Origin of the sequence: Proteus sp. TJ1640, from assembly GCF_003144445.1 — a bacterium.
Lineage (GTDB): Bacteria > Pseudomonadota > Gammaproteobacteria > Enterobacterales > Enterobacteriaceae > Proteus > Proteus penneri.
Map to the genome: position 1 here is coordinate 446,603 of NZ_PENY01000027.1, position 22,189 is coordinate 468,791.

Genomic DNA, 22,189 nt, shown 5'->3' on the forward strand with positions numbered 1-22,189 from the left:
TTTGTTCTCCTTAACGATCTTTCGGATCTAATGCGTCACGTAAGCCATCACCGATAAAGTTAAAGCAAAACAGTGTGACAACTAAGAACGAAGCCGGGAAAAGTAACAACCAAGGAGAAACTTCCATTGAGTTTGCACCATCACTTAATAGTGCTCCCCAACTACTTAATGGCTCTTGTGTTCCTAAACCTAAGAAGCTTAAGAAGGATTCAAATAAAATCATGCTAGGCACTAATAAAGAGGCATAAACCACCACCACACCGAGTACGTTAGGTACGATATGTCTTAACACGATATTGCGTGATGACACACCACAAACTAATGCAGCTTCAATAAACTCTTTACGTTTTAGACTTAAGGTTTGTCCTCTTACAATACGCGCCATATCGAGCCAAGATACCATCCCAATCGCAACGAAAATCAGTAGGATATTTTGACCGAAAAATGTCACCAGTAAGATAACAAAGAACATAAATGGGAATGAGTTTAATATTTCCAGTAAACGCATCATAATTGAATCAACACGCCCACCAATATAACCCGCCATTGCGCCATAAAGAGTGCCAACAATAACAGCAACAAAGGCGGCGGCGATACCGACCATTAATGAGATACGACCACCAATCGCAACCCGTACTAATAAGTCACGGCCTGATGAGTCAGTGCCAAAATAGTGAGAAGAGGCAAAGTCAGGTGCCATCGACATCATTTCCCAATCAGTATCGTCATAAACAAAGGGCGATAACATTGGGGCAAAAATAACAAATAATAAAATAAAGAAAAGTAACACAAGACTCGTGATCGCAGCTTTATTGTGCATAAAACGACGACGAGCATCTTGCCATAAACTACGACCTTCAATATCTAGCTGCTCCGAGAAATTCCCCAGAGCTTCGCTGTTTTCCTTCAGTGATAACATAACGCGCTCCAGTGTCTATTAATAACGAATTTTCGGATCAATAACGGCATATAAAATATCGACAATGGCATTAAAGAGGATCGTTAATGCACCAACGATAATGGTTAAGCTTAATACCAATGAATAATCTCGGTTTAAAGCACCATTAACGAATAATTGTCCTATACCCGGCAATCCAAAGATGGTTTCAATAACCATTGAGCCCGTAATAATACCGACAAATGCAGGCCCCATATAAGAGATAACAGGTAGCAACGCGGGTTTTAAAGCATGACGCAGTACAATTCTTTTCATCGGCAAGCCTTTCGCTTTTGCCGTTCTAATAAAGTTTGAGTGTAATACTTCAATCATTGAACTACGGGTAATACGCGAGATACTAGCAATGTAAGAAAGCGACAGTGCGATCATTGGCAACAACATATATTGCACCGCTCCGCCATTCCAGCCCCCTGCTGGCAACCACCTTAAGGTAATCGCAAAAATAAGCACTAGCAGTGGTGCGACAACAAAACTCGGTATTACAACCCCCGTCATGGCAAAAGTCATGACGGTATAATCCCATTTGGTGTTTTGATTCAGTGCGGCTATCACGCCTGCCCCCACACCTAAAATGACAGCAAAAATAAATGCCGACAGCCCTAATTTAGCTGAAACAGGGAATGCTTTACCGACTAAGGTGTTTACACTGTAGTCTTTATATTTAAAAGAAGGCCCTAAATCCCCTTTCGACAATTGAATTAAATAATCGAAGTATTGCTTATAAATGGGATCATTTAAGTGATATTTCGCTTCAATATTTGCCATAACCTCAGGCGGGAGTTTTCTTTCACCCGTAAAAGGACTACCCGGGGCTAAACGCATCATAAAGAACGAAATCGTTATTAGAATAAATAGAGTCGGTATCGCTTCTAAAAAGCGACGAAAAATAAATTTGAGCATTGCCCGTTCCTATAATACAAACCTATTCAGGCGTGACGATAAAAAGACCTCGTCTTAATAAGACAAGGTCTCGCCCGATTATTTAGCAATAATATACAAGTCTTTAGTATGTAAATTATCTAATGGATCTTTACCTGAATAACCACCCACATAAGGTTTAACTAAACGGGTGTTTACATAATAGTAAAGTGGAACAATGGCCGAATCTTTATCTAATACACCTTCAGCTTTTTGATAAATAGCGGCACGTTCATCATCAGATTTCACACGTAACGACTCTTTGAGTAATGCGTCAAATTCTGTGTTTTTATAGTGAACAGTGTTGTTACTGCTGTAAGACAGCATCATGTTCAGGAATGAAGAAGGTTCATTATAATCTGCACACCAACCGGCACGAGCAACATCATAAGTTCCTTGGTGACGAGTATCTAAGAACGTTTTCCACTCTTGGTTTTCAAGAGAAACATCAGCACCTAAGTTTTTCTTCCAAATTGAAGAAGCGGCGATCGCGACTTTTTTATGTAAGTCGGATGTATTGTACAGAAGCTTAAATTTCAGTGGGTTTGCTTTGTTATAGCCCGCCTCTTCTAATAATTGGCGTGCTTTTTCATTACGTTGTTCTTGAGTCCAACTCGCAAACCACTCAGGTTTGCTCTCTTTAATTCCATCTGTAAATGGAGGGGTAAAGCCATAAGCTGGGATATCACCTTGGTTTTTCACTTTATAAGTAATGATATCTCTATCCATTGACAGTTTCAGTGCTTCACGAACACGAGGATCGTTAAACGGAGCCTTCTCATTATTAATTTCATAATAATAAGTACATAAATATGGGCTTATACGCAATTCATCAGGGATCTCTTTTTTCAATTTTTGGAAAAATTCGATTGGTAAATTGCTATATGTCATGTCGATTTCACCCGCACGATAGCGGTTTACATCAGTGACTTCTGATGAAATAGGTAAGAACGTCACTTGATCAATAACAGTATTTTTGTTATCCCAATAAGTTGGACTACGCTCTAACACAATACGTTCGTTGACTGTCCAGTCTTTTAAATGATAAGCGCCGTTACCGACGAAGTTAGCAGGTTGCGTCCATTTCTCACCAAATTTTTCAATCACTTTTTGGTTAACTGGCGACATGGAAGAGTGAGCTAATAATTTTGGTAAATAAGGCACAGCTTCAGATAAAGTGATTTCTAATGTATTGTTATCTAATGCCTTAACACCTAATTCTGTGGCTTTTTTCTTACCTGCAATAATATCGTCGATATTCACGATATGCGCATATTGCAGATAACTTTCATAAGGAGATGCAGTGTTAGGATCCGCTAAACGTTGCCAGCTATAAACGAAATCTTGCGCTGTAACAGGTTCGCCATTCGACCATTTAGCGCCTTCACGAATTTTAAATGTCCAAACAGTAAAATCTTTATTTTCCCAACTCGTTGCGGAGCCTGGTAAAATTTCACCATCTGGTCCAACAATAGTAATGCCTTCGAAAAGATCACGCGCTAATGCAGACTCGGGTACACCTTCGATTTTATGAGGATCAAGTGATTGTGGTTCAGAGCCATTATTACGCACCAGCACTTGTTTTTCAGCCAATTTCACCCCGTCAGGAACAACAGCAGCGTTAGCTGTTAGCGCTGACAATCCAAAGATTGCGCTTATTGCAATCGCCAACGCACTCTTTTTAGTTAAATTACTCATCTTATAAAATACTCCCAGTTAGTGAGCTGGTTGTTAGACAACCATTCTGTGATGTTCAGTTGTGTTTTAGAACGGTTTACACAACTTATTGTTTTTACAAAAAATAAATCAATTTTGCTTATTTGCCATCAGTTCTTAATTGCCTGATAGCATTATAATTTTTTAATACCGCTATCTTTTTTGTGTAGTTTTTTATTGTTTCACTACTTTTTAAATAACTTTTAATAATTAAATCGCACATAACTATAGAATGTCGATAATTTACCAGTTTTAGTTATCTGCCTTTATAAAATAGCGCTTTAAGTCCGTATAATCAAAGGGGTCTTTACCTGTAAATCCGCCTACTTTTGGACTAACTAATCTAACACTGACACGATAATAAACAGGTACTATCGCCGAGTCCTTGTCTAACAAGGCTTCAGCGCGCTGATAGAGTTGATGTCGAGCCTCTTTATCAACCGCAATTGAAGCATTATTTAATGCGTCATCGTAATCATTATTTTCATAAAAGACTGTATTAAGACTACTTGTGGAAAGAAATGAATTTAAAAACGAGGTTGGTTCATTGTAATCTGCACACCACGTTGCTCTCGCAACTTGATAATTTCCTTGATTACGATTTTCTAATGCGGTTTTCCACTCTTGGTTTTGCAACGTCACATTTGCACCAATACTTTTTTTCCACATTGATGCAGCAGCTATGGCCTGCTGTTTATTTTGATCAGACGTATTGTAGAGCAAAGTAAAAGTTAGAGGATTTTGAGCATCAAATCCCGCTTCTTTTAATAATTCACGCGCCCTCTCATTACGTTGCTGTTGTGTCCAATGAGCCCATTTAGGCGCTTTAAAATTACCGTTACCAATAAAAGAGGGAGTAAAAGAATAAGCGGGTATTTGCCCTTGTCCCATTATTTTTTCAGCAATAACTTCTCTATCAAGTGTCAGTTTCACCGCTTCACGAACACGAGGATCATCAAAAGGCGCTTTTTTATTATTTAATTCATAATAGAAAGTACATAAATACGGTGTGACATGTAAATTCTCTGGCTGTTCTTGCCTCATTTTTCTATACAGAACAGGAGGAATAGCGCTATTAGTGATATCTATTTCACCGCTACGATAGCGATTAATATCGCTGGTTTCTGAGCTAATTGGTAAAAATGTAGCTTGCTCAATAATGGTGTTTTTATTATCCCAATAAAGTGGATTACGTTTTAAAGTCACCTTTTCATTCACAACCCAATTTTCAATAACATAAGCACCATTACCGACAAAATTTTCAGGACGAGTCCAATTCACGCCATATTTTTCAACAACCTCTTTTTTAACTGGTTTTAATGGCGTGTGGCTGACCATATCGACTAAATAGGGAATTGGCTTGGTTAAATTAATTTGCAAAGTATGAGAATCTATCGCTTTCACACCTAGTGCTTCAGGCGTTTTTTTTCCACTAAGAATATCTGCAACATTTTCAACATAAGCATATTCAAGATAACTGGCATAAGGTGAACCTGTTTTAGGATCGACCACTCGACGCCAGCTATAAACAAAGTCTTCAGCGGTCACTGGTGTACCATCACTCCACTTTGCATCTTCTCGCAAATAGAATGTCCACACCTTGTTATCATCCGTTTCCCAGCGTTGTGCAACGCCCGGCATACTCTCGCCATTAGGCCCCACATAAGTCAGACCTTCTAATAAATTTAAAATAATATTAGTTTCTGGTGCGCCTTCTACTTTATGCGGGTCAAGAGATGAAACTTCAGTACCGTTATTAATCACAATATTCTGTTGTTTGGCCAGAGTAGTGCCTTCAGGAAGAGTAATGGCATGAGAAAAAAAGGAGGTTAATACAAGTGACATAATACTAAGTGGGAACACTGTTTTTAACGTGGCTTTATTTTTCATGGGTACCTCTCCTAATAAACAATAATTTATAGCGGGGTCGCTCAATTAACGATATGTATCGTTGTTAAATTTTGATTGTAATATTTGTGGCTCTTAAAGATTCTAAAGATATTTATGAGATAAAAATGATACCAACACTCTTCTTTTTTACACTTATCGTAAATTTTGTCAATTAATGCGGTATTCTTATCACTTAACTTTATTGAGCCCTCTAGAGTTCTATCCTGAGAAAATAAAATATATATATCGAGAGGAACAAAACAACAAATAAACATTAAATTAACATCATGCAAGTTTTATAGATAGAAAACCTACTTAGCTCACAAATTTAATATAATTAGGATGGGTTTTACTCAACCTACAGAACTTTATGATGCTTTATTTGTAAAGAATTTCTCTTTGAAATTAATTAAAAATAACAATAAATTCATCTTTAAACTGAATAACAATTCTAATATAAAAATATTTATAGATTATTAAATATTCACTTTTATTATTTGTTTTTAAAATTTAATCTAAATGTTTAATTTGAATGGAAAGTGATCGTCTAAAGACATATTTCATCACCCTATTCTTGCGGTTAATTATTCTTCTACCATAATTAATTTTGGCTACTTATAACGAAGGGTTATATGTAAGCGTAATTAAAACTTTGCGCATTGGTCACGTTTTGCCTAAGTTAAGTTCACAAAGTAATAAGTAATAAGTTATTGACATAACGACTTTAGTTACACCATTTCAGGGAGCGTCTCATGAAAGCAAAATTATTATCATTATTCGTTGTGGGTGCCCTTTCCGTACCGGCATTTGCAGCAACACCTGCGAATACATTAATTGTGGTACAAGGGCTTGATGATATTGTCAGCCTTGATCCAGCTGAAAGTAATGAACTGTCTAGTATTCAAACTGTGCCTAGTTTATATCAGCGTATTGTTCAACCTAATCGTGATAATCCTGAGATTAATGAGCCAATTTTAGTTGAAAGCTGGCAAGCAAATCCTGAACAAAAATCTATCGTATTCAAAATTAAACCTGATGCAAAATTTGCATCTGGTAACACCGTTCGCCCTGAAGATATTATCTTCTCTTATCAGCGTGCGATCACCATGAATAAATCACCAGCCTTTATTCTAAATGTCTTAGGTTGGAAAACAGAAAACATTACTTCATTATTGAAAAAAGTCAGTGATAATGAATTAGAAGTGCGTTGGACTGCGGATGTCAGCCCTGATGTTGTGCTAAATATCCTCTCAACCCCAATTGCTTCTATCGTTGATGAAAAGCTAGTTTCTGCTCACATTAAAAATAATGACTTTGGGAATAGCTGGCTGAAAATGAACTCAGCCGGAAGTGGCGCATACAAAATGCGGGCTTATCAACCACGTCAAGCCATAGTGTTAGAAGCAAACCCTCTCTCACCAACTGGCGCGCCTAAAATGGCGAATATTATTATTAAAAACGTGCCCGATCCGGCATCACGTCGCTTATTGATTGAAAAAGGTGATGCAGATATTGCACGTGAACTGGGCACTGACCAAACTGCCGCATTAGCAGGCAAAGCAGGGATCAAAATTTTAGATATCCCTTCTGCAGAACAAGTGTATATGGCGTTTAATACTGCCAGTGGAAACCCTGCACTGAGTAACCCTGCATTTTGGGAAGCGTCTCGTTATTTAGTTGACTACAAAGGCATTACTGAAGATCTAATGCGCGGTCAGTATTTTATTCACCAAAGTTTTTTACCCGTAGGTTTACCGGGTGCACTAAAAGATAACCCATTCACTTTTGATCCAAAGAAGGCCAAAGAAATTTTAGCCAAAGCAGGCATTACCAATGCTCGCTTTACATTAGATGTTGAGAACAAAGTACCTTATATTACGGTGGCACAATCCATTCAGGCAAGTTTTGCTCAAGCAGGTGTACAAGTAGATTTATTGCCAGCGGCAGGTAGCCAAGTGTATAGCCGCGTACGCGCTAAACAACACCAAGCCGCGATTCGTTTTTGGATCCCAGACTATTTTGATGCGCATTCAAATGCGAGTGCCTTTGCTTATAACGATGGACAATCCAATACTGTTGCTTGGTTAAATGGTTGGAAAATTCCTGAACTAAGCCAGCAAACATTGGCTGCACTTAATGAAGCAGACAAAACAAAACGTCAATCGCTCTATACTGAAATGCAAAAAGAGTTACAACGTAGTTCACCTTATGTCTTTATCGATCAAGGTAAAAACCAAATCGTCATGCGCGATAATGTTAAAGGTTATGCCCAAGGTCTAAATGCAGATATGGTTTATTATGACAAAGTAACTAAGTAATATTTTCTCCTGAAACCATCCACAGTCATGTTATTGTGGATGGTCTATTTTTTGCCATTTCACTAGGCTATTGCTGTATGAATACTGCTATGACGTTACCTATTCGTCTAAAAAGTCAGTTAATTACTTTTGCTCAAGGAATATTGACATTAGTACTTACACTTTTTGGGCTTCTTGTAATTACTTTCACGCTTTCTGCACTTTCCCCTGTTGATCCTGTTCTGCAAATTGTTGGTGATCATGCAAGCCTCGAAACCTATAACCAAGTCAAACATGAATTAGGGCTGGATTTACCTCTCTATATGCAGTTTTGTCACTATGTGGAAGCACTGCTACAAGGGCATTTAGGTACAGCAACATCAACAGGCCAGCCAGTGCTTGATGATTTGTTAGCAACATTCCCCGCGACATTAGAATTAGCGACGATTGCATTACTGATTGGTGCCAGTCTCGGTATTTTATTCGGTGTTTTATGTGCGCGATTTGTGGGAACGCCTCTCGATTTTATTTTGCGCATTTTGACGCTATTGGGTAGCTCTGTTCCTATTTTCTGGTTAGGTTTGATTTTGCTATTGATCTTCTATGCCACATTACAATGGACTGCTGGCCCCGGACGATTAGACGATATCTATCAATTTACGATTGAACCCGTAACAGGCTTTGCGTTAATCGATACCTTATTAGCGGGTGATAAAGATGCCTTTTTTAACGCGTTATCACACCTTATTTTGCCCGTTTCTCTGTTAGCTTATTTTGCCCTTGCTTCTATTACTCGTTTAACTCGTTCGGCCTGTTTAAACGAAATGAATAAAGAGTATGTCACACTAGCGAGAGCAAAAGGCATTGGTGAGTTACGTATTCTTTTTTATCACGTATTACCCAATATTCGTGGTGTTTTAATGACTATTATCGCCCTATCTTATACCGGTATGTTAGAAGGGGCGGTATTAACAGAAACGGTCTTTTCTTGGCCGGGAATCGGTCGATATCTTACAACCGCACTTTTTGCGGGTGATACCACCGCTATTATGGGTGGTACTTTAATTATCGGTTTATGCTTTGTCTTTATTAATAATATTACCGATATCGTTATTCGTTTGACTGATCCGAGGCTCCGCTAATGTCACCTTCATTTTTAAGAAAAATAGCGCGTTCGCCTTCCGCATTTATCGGTTTATCGTTGCTTATTTTACTGTTAATCATTGCTATTTTTGCACCTTGGTTAGCCCCTTATGATCCCAATTGGCAACATGCAGCCCAACGTTTGTTAGCACCCAATGCTGAACATTGGCTAGGCACAGACAATTATGGACGCGATATTCTTTCTCGCCTTATCTATGGTACTCGCCCAATGCTAGGTTTGGTGGGATTGGTGGCTATTATCACCTTACCATTAGGATTGTTGATCGGGATTTTATCTGGATATTACGGCGGTTGGACTGAACGTATTTTAATGCGCATCACCGATATTGTAATGTCGATGCCTTCTCTTATTCTCGCCTTTGCCTTTGTCGCAATGTTAGGTCCTGGCCTGCTAAATGGTGCATTAGCACTGGCTTTAACTGCATGGCCTGCTTATGCACGTCAATCTCGCAGTGAAATTCAACATTTGCGTAATAGTGATTATCTTGCTGCAGCCGAAATGATGGGAATTAAAGGTATTCGACTTTTATGGGGACATATTTTACCTCTATGCTTACCGTCAGCCATTGTACGTTTAGCCCTTAATTTGGCGGTGATTATTCTTGCTGCCGCAGGTCTGGGTTTTCTTGGATTAGGTGCTCGCCCTCCTATGGCTGAATGGGGAGCAATGATCGCAGAAGGTATGCCTGTTATTTTTGACCAATGGTGGGTAGCCGCTATTCCGGGTACAGCGATTTTAATCAGCAGTCTGGCATTTAATTTATTGGGTGATGGATTACGCGACGTATTGGGAGATACCCATGAATAAAACACCATTAATTGAGGTCAATAACCTCTGCATCGATTTCCCAAAAGCAAGAGTTGTCAATAATGTTTCTTTCTCTTTAGGTCAAGAGCGTTTGGCGGTTGTTGGCGAATCAGGCTCAGGCAAATCAATGACCGCTCGTGCATTAATGGGATTAGTTCGTCAGCCGGGAAAAGTCAGTGCAGATAAACTCAATTTGCAGGGAAATAATTTATTGGATTTCTCATCGCGCCAATGGAATAACATCCGAGGTAATACGATTTCAATGGTATTACAAGATCCTCGTTATGCCTTAAATCCGGTAAAAACCATTTATCAGCAAGTAGAAGAAACCGTCAAACAACATCAAAAACTTTCTCGCCAAGATAGACGTCAACTTATCATCGATACACTACTGTCTGTCGGTTTACCTGAACAGAATATTTATCGCTATCCCGGAGAGTTATCAGGTGGTATGGGGCAACGAGCAATGATAGCTATTGCGCTAATCAATAACCCTACTATTTTAATTGCCGATGAGCCGACATCAGCACTTGATGCTCAGTTGCGTCATCAAATTCTTGAACTGATCACCATGCAATGTGAACAACGCAACATGGGCCTATTGTTAATTAGCCATGATTTGCCTCTTGTTGCCGAATATTGCGAACGTGTAATGGTGATGTACCAAGGCGAACAAGTGGATGAACTCAATGCAAAAGCGCTACCGACAGCTACGCACCCTTATACTCGTACACTTTGGACATGCAGACCTAATGCAAGCACTTATGGCACGCAATTGCCGGTATTAGATAGGACGCTTAATTTCAAGGGGCTACATCATGCTAATTGACATTCATGATTTACATGTTCAATTTGAGCAAGGCAAACAAGCAAAGCACGTTGTAAAAGGGATCAACTTACATGTTCAACAAGGTGAAACTTTTAGCTTAATAGGTCGTTCTGGTTGCGGAAAATCGACTATTTTACGAGTGATTGCCGGATTATTAACTCATTGGCAAGGTAACATGTCACTTTTAGGGCAAACCATTAAACCACAACAACGTTTTCAAGGCGCATTACGCCGTAATATACAAATGGTATTTCAAGATCCCTACGCCTCTTTACACCCTCAACACCGTATTGAGCGTGCGTTTTCCGAGCCTTTAAAAATCCATCAAATTCCTTTCGATAAAGATACGATTAAGCAAGCATTGGCCCAAGTTGGTTTGCCTGCAGATGTGACAAGTCGTTATCCTCATCAACTTTCGGGTGGACAGCGTCAACGCGTCGCCATTGCCAGAGCTCTTTTATTACAACCTCAATTATTGCTTTTAGACGAGCCAACCTCAGCGCTAGATATGTCAGTACAAGCCGAGATCTTAAATCTGCTTAACACCCTGAAAAAAGAGCATAATATGACATATTTATTAGTCAGCCATGATGCTGATGTTATTGCACATATGTCGGATAGAGCCGCATTAATGGAAAATGGTGAACTAACACAACATTATGATCGGGAGGCGTTATCAAAAGGGATACATCGTCTCGATTGAGATAAAAGAGAATAAATAAAAGAAAAGAGCCGAGCAGTATTGCATTATTAATACTGCTCTTTTTAATTGTTCTGCGCTGTGTTTAAACTAATAAGCCAGGGAAAATAGAACGCAATCCGGTCACAATAAATTCAATACCTAACGACATTAATAATAAACCCATTATACGAGTAACCACATTAATGCCAGTTTGCCCTAAATATTTTACTAATAGTGTTGCACTGCGAAACAGCAACCAACAGCAAAAGGCAAAAAAGATACTGGTTGCGGCTAGTCCTATAAAATTAGTAAACCCTTCCCAGCGAGAGCTCCACACAATACAGGAACTGATTGCCCCGGGTCCCGCCATTAACGGTAATGCTAAAGGCACAACAGCAACACTATTGCGTACCGAGGATTCGTTTCGTTCTTGGTTGTTTTGTTTATCTTCCCCTAAACGCCCATTAATCATCGTCATGGCAATGGTAACAATCAGTATCCCACCAGCTATACGAAACGAGTCGATAGAAATACCGAAAACATTCAGTATAGAATCACCGATTAACAGAGAAGAGACTAAAATAATTGCAACAGAGCCATTCGCAATTAAGTTTGTTTTGTTGCGCCCTGCATCAGTTTGATAACTCGTCATACTGATAAAGACTGGCAAAATACCAATTGGATTTACAATCGCAAAAAGACCGACAAAAAATTTAATATAACCGGATAAATCCAGTAATGACCCCATGAAAAGCCCCTTATTGGCTAATAAACATGCGAATTATCTATGAAAGGATAGATTAACTCCAAAAAATGCGCGTTACTTTAAATCAATAAACCAGTTAATTCTATTAGTTAACAAGTTTTTACCTAAAATATTCTATTGTAAACTGATTAAAACCTAGTGGTTTAATTTTATATCGAAATCAAGTGTACGACAAAAAAATCGTTGAAGATTTATTACATATAAGAATCATTCTCATAAAAAGCCATGCTGAAAGGTGTCAGCTTGCAAATTTTGTGATATACATCACGTTAATTAATTAGAAAGATGGTAAGCTGTTATCATTCAAAGAAAGAGGGTTACTTCAAAAATATATTTTCCTTGATTATTGTTTTTTTTAAGTTTTTTAAGCAAATTATGCTCTCTAATAATTATTATCGAATTGAGCACATTATCATCTTTCTAAGCTATTCTTATTAATTATGATGAAAACGGCTAATTTGCTTAAAAAATTTAACATTTTATCAGGAGTCTCTTTATGTCTGTAACTAACGTTACTGAACTCAATGATTTGGTTGCTCGTGTAAAAAAAGCCCAACGTGAATTTGCTAATTTCTCTCAAGAACAAGTTGATGCTATTTTCCGTGCTGCTGCATTAGCTGCCGCTGATGCTCGTATTCCTCTTGCAAAATTGGCCGTCAAAGAGTCTGGTATGGGTATCGTTGAAGATAAAGTGATAAAAAACCACTTTGCTTCTGAGTATATCTACAATGCGTATAAAGACGAAAAAACCTGCGGGATTTTATCTGAAGATCTCACTTACGGCACAATAACCATTGCTGAACCTATTGGGATCATCTGTGGTATCGTACCGACCACTAACCCAACTTCTACTGCGATTTTTAAAGCATTAATTAGCTTAAAAACACGTAATGGTATTATTTTCTCTCCACACCCTCGAGCAAAAGAAGCGACAAACCGTGCTGCTGAAATTGTTTTAAATGCAGCTATCGCCGCGGGTGCGCCAAAAGACATTATTGGTTGGATTGATGAACCATCAGTCGCCCTCTCTAACGCATTAATGCACCATGAAGATATCAACCTGATCTTAGCAACAGGTGGTCCAGGCATGGTTAAAGCAGCATATAGTTCAGGTAAACCTGCTATCGGTGTTGGTGCGGGTAATACGCCAGTCGTTATTGATGACTCAGCAGATATTAAACGTGCTGTAGCATCAATCTTAATGTCTAAAACTTTCGATAACGGCGTAATTTGTGCGTCAGAACAATCTGTTATCGTTGTTGATAGCATCTATAAACAAGTTCGTGAGCGTTTCTCAACTCACGGCGGTTATATGCTAACAGGTAAAGAATTAAAAGCGGTTCAAGATATCATCTTAAAAGACGGTAACTTAAACGCAGCTATTGTAGGTCAACCAGCAACAAAAATTGCTGAAATGGCTGGCATTGAAGTACCTGTAAATACCAAAATTTTAATTGGCGAAGTAAAAGAAACTACAGAAGCAGAACCCTTTGCTCACGAAAAATTATCTCCACTATTAGCAATGTACCACGCTCAATCGTTTGAAGATGCGGTACATAAAGCAGAAAAATTAGTTGAAATGGGTGGTATCGGTCATACATCTTGCTTATATACAGACCAAGATAATTGTCCTGAACATGTTGCCTATTTCGGCGATAAAATGAAAACATCTCGTATCTTAATCAATACTCCAGCATCTCAAGGTGGTATTGGTGATTTATACAACTTTAAACTTGCTCCTTCTCTAACTTTAGGTTGTGGTTCATGGGGTGGTAACTCCATTTCAGAAAACGTAGGGCCAAAACACCTTATCAACACTAAAACCGTGGCGAAAAGAGCAGAAAATATGTTGTGGCATAAACTCCCTAAATCTATTTACTTCCGCCGTGGTTGTTTACCTATCGCACTGGAAGAAATTGCGACAGATGGTAAAAAACGTGCTTTTATCGTGACCGATGGTTTCTTATTCAACAATGGTTATGTTGATGAAGTAACTCGTGTACTGAAAAAATTTGGCGTTGAAACAGAAGTCTTCTTTGAAGTTGAAGCAGACCCAACATTAAGTGTTGTGCGCAAAGGCGCAGAACAAATGAACAGCTTTAAACCTGACGTGATCATCGCATTAGGTGGTGGTTCCCCGATGGATGCGGCAAAAATCATGTGGGTTATGTATGAGCACCCAGAAACTCACTTCGAAGAATTAGCATTACGTTTTATGGATATCCGTAAACGTATTTATAAGTTCCCGAAAATGGGTGTGAAAGCACAAATGGTTGCTATCACAACAACATCAGGTACAGGCTCTGAAGTAACACCATTTGCAGTTGTAACTGATGATGAAACCGGTCAAAAATACCCATTAGCAGACTATGCATTAACACCAGATATGGCTATTGTTGATGCAAACCTTGTTATGAATATGCCTAAATCATTGTGTGCATTTGGTGGTTTAGACGCAGTAACTCACGCATTAGAGGCTTATGTTTCTGTATTAGCTAACGAATATTCTGACGGACAAGCACTGCAAGCATTGAAGTTACTGAAAGAATATCTGCCAGCAAGTTATCATGAAGGGGCTAAAAACCCAGTTGCTCGTGAACGTGTTCATAATGCGGCAACTATTGCGGGTATTGCTTTTGCTAACGCATTCTTGGGTGTTTGTCACTCAATGGCGCATAAATTAGGCTCTGAGTTCCATATTCCTCATGGTTTAGCTAATGCGTTATTAATTTCAAACGTTATTCGTTATAACGCTAATGACAACCCAACAAAACAAACTGCATTTAGCCAATACGACCGCCCTCAAGCACGCCGTCGCTATGCAGAAATCGCTGACCACTTAGAACTTTCAGCACCGGGTGACCGTACTGCTGCTAAAATTGGGAAGTTATTAGCTTGGTTAGAGGAAATGAAATCTTCATTAGGAATTCCATCTTCTATTCGTGAAGCGGGTGTCCAAGAAAGTGATTTCTTAGCAAGGGTTGATAAATTATCTGAAGATGCGTTTGACGATCAGTGTACTGGTGCTAACCCACGTTACCCACTGATATCTGAACTAAAACAACTGTTATTAGATTCTTACTATGGTCGTGAATTTAATGAACATCCAGTTGTTGAAGTAAAAGAAGAGACAAAACCAGCTAAAAAAAGCAGTAAAAAATAATTGAAATACACTGTACTAGTGTGATCCTCAATATTTCGGTTATTTATTCTTAAATAGAAACCCAGCCCTACTATGGCTGGGTTTTTTTATGGCTTCTCATTTGCTTATCTATAATTTGCGACTGTTTTCTAATATTGAGGAATAAGGCGTGATAAGTCACTATGTAACCATAAAATATAAGTAGTTATACCTAGTTTGTAAGTTTGCTTTTTACTTTAAAAATAACATCTTTCTTTATGTATTCATAATTAGCTCTAGAAAAGACGCTGAGCAACTCATAACTCAAGCCATACCAACGTATTACCACATGATAAAAAATGCCTTATAGTGGATTATAGGGCGCGTCAAACTCTCCCTTCTTTGATTTAGTTAGTTTAATCATTTCACTCTTATCTTATATCCTTCACATAATGACGATAACAAAATGTTATTTGAAATCATCGTGATTACTTTACGCTTTCTTACAATTGCATTCTTATCCGATAAAACAAATAGGCTTTATTATTTGGATTATTAATTTGTGTTTAAAATATGGAGATATAAATATTTTATATCTTTAACCGCGTTGGATTTATAAAAAATATAATTTCAATAAAGTATTATCAGAATGAAGCTGATTAACTTATTACCGAAATAATAACGTAATAAAGGTCGCTATTTGTACATTACGCTTAGAAATTTACTCCTTTAGGAGTATGAGAAGAGCCTGTTTATCCGTATTAACAGCTACAAAATGAAGTGTTTTATTTATTCAATGATAACTTAAACAGTCTATAATCAGCATCTATAAAACCTGATATAAACGTTTCATTATACTAACCATAGATAAACGAAATATCTTTTAGTGTTTTCCGCCTATCTTTATTCAACTTTATTAAACTATGAACAATATAAATGAATCAAATGTCCCTCTCTCTTATCATTTGTAAAAAACAATATCGACATCACAAAATAAACACCTTACGTATATTTGATTATATCTTTTTTGATTAATGATAATGAAATCGATGAAATAAATAAATTTTCCTGTCAAAAAAATAACATATCTTCACAAAAGAAAATCAAACTCACCGCATTTTGATATAAAAAAAGCCAACAAATTGGCTAAAAATTAAAAATGTATAAACATTTTTTGGTATTACATAATATAACGCTTTATTTGAATTCTTATTTCATCCCCCTCTTTTACCCTAACAAATTAGTAAAAGAGGGAAATTGAAAAAGTTACTCTTGTTCAATACACCCTTTTAACGTTGCCTGCGTATAATGCTTACGACAGACTGAAACATATTTTTCATTTCCACCTATTTCAACTTGAGCACCATCACTCAGAACATTTCCTTTATCATCTAGGCGTAGTACTTTATTTGCCTTTCTACCGCAGTAACATACTGTTTTAAGCTCTACAAGCTTATCAGCCCATGCTAATAAATAAGCACTGCCAGTAAATAACTCACCTCTAAAGTCCGTTCTTAATCCATAAGTGAGAACAGGAATATCATAGGTATCCGTTATTTCGCAAAGTTGTTCAACATGTGCCTTACTTAAAAATTGGCATTCATCAATCAATACACAGTGAATAGGTTGTTTGTTATGTTCAGCAACAATAACATCACGAATATTCATATCATCACTAAAGAGTAATGCATCAGCACTTAATCCTATTCTTGAGCTAACCTTTCCCTTTGCAAAGCGTGTATCAATAGCCGCTGTGAAAATCAATGTGCGCATTCCTCGTTCATTATAGTTATAAGAGGATTGCAATAAAGATGTTGATTTTCCAGCATTCATGGCTGAATAATAAAAGTAAAGCTGAGCCATCAGCTCTCTCCTTAAATAGTGTTTATTTTCACGAACGACAGTCTAACATAAACAATCTACAAGTTATCTATAACAAGTATTTATAGCCTTTATTTCTATTCTAGATATACCATCCAAAGATAAAGTTTGTTGTTAATGCTAATTTTGTTTAAAAAATAAATAGCTTTAATAAGTACTTAACATATTAAAACACACCTTGATATACCTTTATTAAAGTATGAAAGTTAGTCCGATTCCATTTTTAGAAAAAAGTCAGTTATTATAAAAAAATGAACAAAGCTTTCTATTCTTTAGCATTAGCGCTATCATCACTTAAAAGATGCATTTCCTTACTAATATTTCCTTTATTGACTAAAGATACCTCAACTTTTATTATTTTTTTCGTTGAGATATTAGTTTAAAAAAAAGAAATTTTACGTAAGGTTTGTATTTAGGTATTGCAGAAATTTAAATAGCAATCTATTATTAGTATTACATCAGCCAACAACATTTATTTGAGACCAGGAAAATGAGCGAATCTTTAAAAATATTAAATAACATCCGTACTCTCCGCGCACAGGCAAGAGAAACTTCTTTAGAAACTTTAGAAGAAATGCTGGAGAAACTCGAAGTTGTCGTTAATGAGCGTCGTGAAGAATTCTCATTAGAAAAAGCAGCTGAAGAAGAACGTGTTCAGAAATTACAAAAATACCGTGAAATGTTAGAAGAAGCCGGTATTGATCCAACAGACTTACTTGAAGCAAGTGCAACTAATAAAACTGGCCGTGCTAAACGTGCAGCTCGCCCAGCTAAATATTCTTACGTTGATGATAATGGTGAAACTAAAACTTGGACAGGCCAAGGTCGTACACCAGCTGTAATCAAACGTGCTATTGATGAAGAAGGCAAATCATTAGAAGATTTCCTGCTGTAATTTACAGTCAATACTCTATTTGAAATACCCTTTTAATTACTTAAAAGGGTATTTTGTTGTTTATCCCATTTAATTAAACAAGCGTTTAATTTTAATATGTGCTGATGTTGTTTGTATTAGATGAGGGTAAACGATGAGGGTAAACAAAATAAAAAATGTAATAACTGCGTTATTTATTTTTATTTATAATGAAAAAGGAGCTTTATCGCTCCCTTTTTCTTTGATTTAATGAAACTAATATTATTAATTTTTATAATAACTTAAATACCAATCAACAAACTGTTTTACGCCATATTCTACTTCTGTATTCGGTGAGAAACCTATTGTTTCAGACAAGTCTTGGCAATCGGCACAAGTAGAAAGAACATCACCATCTTGCATCGGCATTAAATTCAATTTAGCTTTAATATTTAATGATTTTTCTATCGCTTCAATAAATGCCATCAATTTAGTTGGTTGCCCATTACCCACATTATAGATTTTATAAGGAGCAGAACTTGAAGATGTTTCACCTTTCTCTACTGTCCAGTTTTCATCTGCTTCTGGTATAACATTAACCAATCGAACAACTGATCCCACGATATCATCAACATAAGTGAAATCACGCGTCATATTTCCGCCGTTATAAACATCAATAGGTTCACCAGCTAACATTGCTTTGGTGAATTTAAATAATGCCATATCAGGACGCCCCCAAGGGCCATATACCGTAAAGAAACGTAATCCCGTTGTTGGTAATTGATATAAATGTGAATAGCTATGAGACATTAACTCATTGGCTTTCTTTGTTGCCGCATATAATGAAACAGGATGATCAACACTATCTTCTGTTGAGAAAGGCTGTTTCTGATTTAAACCATAAACAGAGCTTGATGAGGAGTAGATAAGATGTCCGACTTTATTATGGCGGCATCCTTCTAATATATTAATATGACCAACAATATTCGCATCAATATATGCCATTGGGTTTTCAATTGAATAACGAACCCCAGGTTGAGCAGCTAAATGAATAACTCGATCAAATTGGTGTGATGCAAATAATTGAGCCACTTTTACTGAATCAACAATATCAAGTTTTTCGAAATGGAATTTTTCTAGCTGTTGTAATTTAGCTAATCGAGCTTCTTTTAAGCGCACATCATAATAATCATTCAGGTTATCTATTCCAACAACATGATAACCCATTTCGATTAAACGCTGACTCATATGATAGCCAATAAAACCCGCCGCACCTGTTACCAATATTTTCATATTATCACTCAAATAGCCCAATAATTTATTTTTATGCCAACGCTATCATACTTAATATCACCTCGATTAAACATCATAACGCTTAACATCATCATACATAACAGAAATCAACATGGCTCAATACTATATGCATTGAGCCATACCTTAATCTCCTACAATCACTTTATCTAGCTTTTCCCACAAAATAATCACTTATTATGCATTATACATTGACAGGAATTATACAGTGAAATTAACTATATAAATGATGGTTAATAAGCTTTATTTTATTGTATTTTTAATGATTTTATCCATTGGGCAAAATCTTCGCCAAACTCTTCGTGCTGTATTCCATACTCTACAAAAGCTTTCATATACCCTAGTTTATTACCACAATCGTGGCTTTTCCCTTGTAGGTGATAAGCTTCAACAGCTTCTTTTTCAATCAGCATTGCAATTGCATCAGTTAACTGAATTTCATCTCCAGCACCTGGTGCAGTTTTCGCTAAGAGTGGCCAAATACTTTCAGATAACACATAACGCCCTACGATAGATAAATTCGAAGGTGCTTCTTCTTTTTTAGGTTTTTCAACAACACGAGTAATTGGTTTGCTATCACCTGGGCATAAGCTTTCGCCCATGCAATCAACAATACCATAATTAGAAACTTCATCTTCAGGAACAGGTTCAACAAGGATTTGGCTTGCGCCGGAATGTTCAAAGTGAGAAAGCATCTCTTTTAAGTTAACTTTGGTTAAATCAGCACTGTATCTATCTAAAATGACATCAGGCAGGATAACAGCGAAAGGTTCATCACCAATTAATGGCTTAGCACATAAAATAGCATGGCCTAATCCTTTTGCTATTCCCTGACGAGTTTGCATAATAGTGACATGGCTTGGACAAATGCTTTGTACTTCTTCTAATAACTGGCGTTTAACTCGTTTTTCTAAAATTGCTTCTAATTCAAAACTGGTATCAAAATGGTTTTCAATTGAATTTTTAGATGAATGTGTAACAAGTACAATTTCATTAATACCTGCTGCAATACACTCATTCACTACATATTGAATAAGAGGCTTATCAACCACTGGCAACATCTCTTTTGGAATTGCCTTGGTTGCAGGTAGCATTCTTGTTCCTAATCCAGCAACAGGGATCACCGCTTTTCTAACTTTACGCACTGCTGATGACATTACATTTCTCCTGCAATTCGTACCGTTCTACTTTCAGATTGTGAATGGGTACAATTAAAAATAATCGCCAGAGTATACCAGCTAATATCTAAGGATAAACAGACTCCTACCCGTTAATTGAGATAGTTCTTCATTTATGTTTAATATATGCACGATATTCTATTTTTATTTAATCTAAACTTAACTTTTATAGATAGGAGAAAACATTAATTTAATCTGATTTGTGTTATCCCAAATTTTACATTGCCAAATTGTTCCCTCACATTTTATTTGATTAATATATAAAAGTTGCAAGGTGCCCAAGGGAACACCACTATTTAATTTGAATTTTTTACTTTCTGTTTTTATTTCAGCTTTTAAGCCTGCTGAGGCTAAAAGGATATTTTTTTTCTGAGTATGATAATAACCAATTGTAATAGGAAATTGTCCTTTCACCCCAATTTCATTAATCATTTTATTTAATTTATTCAACATATTATACATACTTGGCAAAGATCGTACTTTTTCTGATGATTTTAATACATCATTAAAAACAACCCGTAAAAGTAAAGCGACTAAAAGTCCATTTTCATCATCTCTCGATATATCAACACAATAGAAAATAATTTGATCTTCTGATAAAGCTGCAATGTCAAATAATAAACCCATCTTAGCTATATCATTTAATTGACGATAATTAACACAATATCCCGCAACAACCTGCTTAACCTGAGGTTGCATCTGTTTTATGAACGACTGAATATAATGAGTATCTTTTTGTAAGCTATTCCAAAGTGGTTTTAAGTGTATGCCTTCTATTAATACTGATTCAAAAAAACCAGGACATAATACTTCAATGACTTTTTGTTTTAATTTATCAAGATGTATTATTGGTTTAAGGAAAATCTCCTGTGCTCCTAAACGCAACATATCATCTATTTCAGCCATATTATCTGTACATGAAATGGCAATAACAGGAATAGCCAATTTAAGTTGTTCAAGATGATACAAAAAAGTGGGCCCATTCATTATCGGCATGCGGATATCACATAAAATAAGATCAGGAAGCAATCCCCCTTCTAATAAAGATAATGCTTGGCTACCGTTATCTGTTGTATAGACACATGCTTTTTCATGTGAGAAATATTCCGTCAACATTGTGCGAAAAACGACCTCATCATCAATTATTAAAATTTTTTTACCCACTAAGGCTTTGTTCATTGGTGACTCCGGTAACTATCGTTTCACATGCTGATAAATTAGCGCTACATTATTAGTTTAGTTCAACATTGACGTTAACTATTCCCAATCGTTACTTTTTTCGCGCTATGGGAAATCGTCATACTGATAACGTGAGTTAGGACATTATTTTGTCGAGTTTATGCCCCTGCAATAGCCAATTATTCTACTCTGATTGTTGCGAGCCTTACCATTTAGGTCAAAAAAACGCCCCAACAGCAGAGGCATTGATGCGTTCGCGTTATAGCGCGTTCGTTAAGCATAATGCTGATTACTTAATAAAAACGTGGCATCCCTCTTGTCGTGTTGCATCCTTACATGATGAATTAGTTTCAGGCTTTCCAAATACACAATGGCTTGGACTCAATGTTATTTCATCGCAAGCGAGCACAAATAAAAATGAGGCATATGTTGAATTCTCAGCTTGCTTTATTGAAAGAAATGCCGATGATAAACAGTACTTACATGAACGCTCTCGTTTTCTAAAAATAGATGACTGTTGGTTTTATATTGACGGTGTGAAACCGAAAGTGGGACGAAACGATCCCTGCCCCTGTGGTTCAGGACGTAAATACAAAAAATGTTGTGAAAATAACATCAAATAACTGCAAACACAGAAG

At 36.9% G+C, this 22,189-nt stretch carries 17 protein-coding genes; 8 read left to right on the plus strand and 9 right to left on the minus strand.

Going from position 1 to position 22,189, the window contains the following annotated elements:
* Nucleotides 1-10: 10 nt before the first annotated feature.
* The 4 genes from oppC to DK861_RS14430 all read right to left on the minus strand — a co-directional run bounded on the left by oppC (nucleotide 11) and on the right by DK861_RS14430 (nucleotide 5,482).
* On the minus strand, nucleotides 11-919 hold the full coding sequence (gene oppC, locus DK861_RS14415; RefSeq protein ID WP_006536448.1) for an oligopeptide ABC transporter permease OppC: 909 nt from the start codon (nucleotides 917-919) through the stop codon (nucleotides 11-13).
* 18 nt (nucleotides 920-937) lie between these two features.
* Complete coding sequence (gene oppB / locus DK861_RS14420; protein WP_072064086.1) at nucleotides 938-1,858, minus strand: oligopeptide ABC transporter permease OppB; 921 nt, start codon at nucleotides 1,856-1,858, stop codon at nucleotides 938-940.
* Between the two features lie 78 nt (nucleotides 1,859-1,936).
* The gene (gene oppA / locus DK861_RS14425; protein WP_109400565.1) at nucleotides 1,937-3,574 is read right to left on the minus strand and encodes an oligopeptide ABC transporter substrate-binding protein OppA; all 1,638 of its coding nucleotides are present in this window, start codon (nucleotides 3,572-3,574) and stop codon (nucleotides 1,937-1,939) included.
* A gap of 270 nt (nucleotides 3,575-3,844) precedes the next feature.
* Entirely contained in the window at nucleotides 3,845-5,482 is a 1,638-nt protein-coding gene (locus tag DK861_RS14430) for an ABC transporter substrate-binding protein (RefSeq protein WP_109400566.1), read from the minus strand.
* 752 nt (nucleotides 5,483-6,234) lie between these two features.
* Here DK861_RS14430 and DK861_RS14435 point away from each other — a divergent pair.
* The 5 genes from DK861_RS14435 (at nucleotide 6,235) to DK861_RS14455 (ending at nucleotide 11,283) form a co-directional block, all read left to right on the plus strand.
* A complete protein-coding gene (locus DK861_RS14435) occupies nucleotides 6,235-7,800 on the plus strand; it encodes an ABC transporter substrate-binding protein (protein ID WP_072064089.1) in 1,566 nt (521 codons plus the stop codon).
* 77 nt (nucleotides 7,801-7,877) lie between these two features.
* Nucleotides 7,878-8,921: an ABC transporter permease gene (locus tag DK861_RS14440; protein WP_109400567.1), complete on the plus strand. Its 1,044-nt coding sequence runs from the start codon at nucleotides 7,878-7,880 to the stop codon at nucleotides 8,919-8,921.
* Entirely contained in the window at nucleotides 8,921-9,751 is an 831-nt protein-coding gene (locus DK861_RS14445) for an ABC transporter permease (RefSeq protein ID WP_006536437.1), read from the plus strand. Before DK861_RS14440 ends, DK861_RS14445 begins: the two co-directional genes overlap by 1 nt.
* Nucleotides 9,744-10,580: an ABC transporter ATP-binding protein gene (locus DK861_RS14450; protein ID WP_072064092.1), complete on the plus strand. Its 837-nt coding sequence runs from the start codon at nucleotides 9,744-9,746 to the stop codon at nucleotides 10,578-10,580. Before DK861_RS14445 ends, DK861_RS14450 begins: the two co-directional genes overlap by 8 nt.
* Complete coding sequence (locus DK861_RS14455) at nucleotides 10,570-11,283, plus strand: ABC transporter ATP-binding protein (RefSeq protein WP_006536435.1); 714 nt, start codon at nucleotides 10,570-10,572, stop codon at nucleotides 11,281-11,283. Before DK861_RS14450 ends, DK861_RS14455 begins: the two co-directional genes overlap by 11 nt.
* A gap of 82 nt (nucleotides 11,284-11,365) precedes the next feature.
* On the opposite strand, the gene DK861_RS14460 is transcribed toward DK861_RS14455, so the two are convergent.
* On the minus strand, nucleotides 11,366-12,010 hold the full coding sequence (locus DK861_RS14460) for a YchE family NAAT transporter (RefSeq protein ID WP_109400568.1): 645 nt from the start codon (nucleotides 12,008-12,010) through the stop codon (nucleotides 11,366-11,368).
* Between the two features lie 514 nt (nucleotides 12,011-12,524).
* Here DK861_RS14460 and adhE point away from each other — a divergent pair.
* The gene (adhE, locus tag DK861_RS14465; protein WP_109400569.1) at nucleotides 12,525-15,191 is read left to right on the plus strand and encodes a bifunctional acetaldehyde-CoA/alcohol dehydrogenase; all 2,667 of its coding nucleotides are present in this window, start codon (nucleotides 12,525-12,527) and stop codon (nucleotides 15,189-15,191) included.
* A 1,224-nt stretch (nucleotides 15,192-16,415) separates the two neighbouring features.
* On the opposite strand, the gene DK861_RS14470 is transcribed toward adhE, so the two are convergent.
* The gene (locus tag DK861_RS14470) at nucleotides 16,416-17,012 is read right to left on the minus strand and encodes a thymidine kinase (protein ID WP_006536430.1); all 597 of its coding nucleotides are present in this window, start codon (nucleotides 17,010-17,012) and stop codon (nucleotides 16,416-16,418) included.
* Nucleotides 17,013-17,520: 508 nt separating this feature from the next.
* Between DK861_RS14470 and hns the strand changes: the two genes are divergently transcribed.
* The gene (hns, locus tag DK861_RS14475; RefSeq protein ID WP_006536429.1) at nucleotides 17,521-17,925 is read left to right on the plus strand and encodes a histone-like nucleoid-structuring protein H-NS; all 405 of its coding nucleotides are present in this window, start codon (nucleotides 17,521-17,523) and stop codon (nucleotides 17,923-17,925) included.
* Nucleotides 17,926-18,168: 243 nt separating this feature from the next.
* Here the strand turns inward: hns and DK861_RS14480 are convergent, their stop codons facing one another.
* The 3 genes from DK861_RS14480 to rssB form a co-directional block, all read right to left on the minus strand.
* Entirely contained in the window at nucleotides 18,169-19,176 is a 1,008-nt protein-coding gene (locus DK861_RS14480; protein ID WP_006536428.1) for an NAD-dependent epimerase, read from the minus strand.
* Nucleotides 19,177-19,442: 266 nt separating this feature from the next.
* Nucleotides 19,443-20,351: a UTP--glucose-1-phosphate uridylyltransferase GalU gene (gene galU / locus DK861_RS14485; protein WP_006536427.1), complete on the minus strand. Its 909-nt coding sequence runs from the start codon at nucleotides 20,349-20,351 to the stop codon at nucleotides 19,443-19,445.
* A gap of 180 nt (nucleotides 20,352-20,531) precedes the next feature.
* Nucleotides 20,532-21,551 (minus strand): two-component system response regulator RssB, encoded by a 1,020-nt coding sequence (rssB, locus tag DK861_RS14490; protein WP_072064096.1) that lies wholly within the window; start codon nucleotides 21,549-21,551, stop codon nucleotides 20,532-20,534.
* A gap of 149 nt (nucleotides 21,552-21,700) precedes the next feature.
* On the opposite strand from rssB, the gene DK861_RS14495 reads away from it, so the two are divergent.
* On the plus strand, nucleotides 21,701-22,174 hold the full coding sequence (locus tag DK861_RS14495; protein ID WP_109400570.1) for a YchJ family protein: 474 nt from the start codon (nucleotides 21,701-21,703) through the stop codon (nucleotides 22,172-22,174).
* The last annotated feature ends 15 nt before the right edge of the window (nucleotides 22,175-22,189 follow it).

What these genes read in the sequence shown, in the direction of transcription:
- DK861_RS14440 (WP_109400567.1), top strand. Translation starts at nt 7,878, where the DNA reads ATGAATACTGCTATGACGTTACCTATTCGTCTAAAAAGTCAGTTAATT.
- DK861_RS14430 (WP_109400566.1), bottom strand. Translation starts at nt 5,482, where the DNA reads ATGAAAAATAAAGCCACGTTAAAAACAGTGTTCCCACTTAGTATTATG.
- oppA (WP_109400565.1), bottom strand. Translation starts at nt 3,574, where the DNA reads ATGAGTAATTTAACTAAAAAGAGTGCGTTGGCGATTGCAATAAGCGCA.
- DK861_RS14445 (WP_006536437.1), top strand. Translation starts at nt 8,921, where the DNA reads ATGTCACCTTCATTTTTAAGAAAAATAGCGCGTTCGCCTTCCGCATTT.
- DK861_RS14435 (WP_072064089.1), top strand. Translation starts at nt 6,235, where the DNA reads ATGAAAGCAAAATTATTATCATTATTCGTTGTGGGTGCCCTTTCCGTA.
- DK861_RS14480 (WP_006536428.1), bottom strand. Translation starts at nt 19,176, where the DNA reads ATGAAAATATTGGTAACAGGTGCGGCGGGTTTTATTGGCTATCATATG.
- adhE (WP_109400569.1), top strand. Translation starts at nt 12,525, where the DNA reads ATGTCTGTAACTAACGTTACTGAACTCAATGATTTGGTTGCTCGTGTA.
- DK861_RS14455 (WP_006536435.1), top strand. Translation starts at nt 10,570, where the DNA reads ATGCTAATTGACATTCATGATTTACATGTTCAATTTGAGCAAGGCAAA.
- rssB (WP_072064096.1), bottom strand. Translation starts at nt 21,551, where the DNA reads ATGAACAAAGCCTTAGTGGGTAAAAAAATTTTAATAATTGATGATGAG.
- DK861_RS14470 (WP_006536430.1), bottom strand. Translation starts at nt 17,012, where the DNA reads ATGGCTCAGCTTTACTTTTATTATTCAGCCATGAATGCTGGAAAATCA.
- oppC (WP_006536448.1), bottom strand. Translation starts at nt 919, where the DNA reads ATGTTATCACTGAAGGAAAACAGCGAAGCTCTGGGGAATTTCTCGGAG.
- hns (WP_006536429.1), top strand. Translation starts at nt 17,521, where the DNA reads ATGAGCGAATCTTTAAAAATATTAAATAACATCCGTACTCTCCGCGCA.
- DK861_RS14460 (WP_109400568.1), bottom strand. Translation starts at nt 12,010, where the DNA reads ATGGGGTCATTACTGGATTTATCCGGTTATATTAAATTTTTTGTCGGT.
- galU (WP_006536427.1), bottom strand. Translation starts at nt 20,351, where the DNA reads ATGTCATCAGCAGTGCGTAAAGTTAGAAAAGCGGTGATCCCTGTTGCT.
- DK861_RS14450 (WP_072064092.1), top strand. Translation starts at nt 9,744, where the DNA reads ATGAATAAAACACCATTAATTGAGGTCAATAACCTCTGCATCGATTTC.
- oppB (WP_072064086.1), bottom strand. Translation starts at nt 1,858, where the DNA reads ATGCTCAAATTTATTTTTCGTCGCTTTTTAGAAGCGATACCGACTCTA.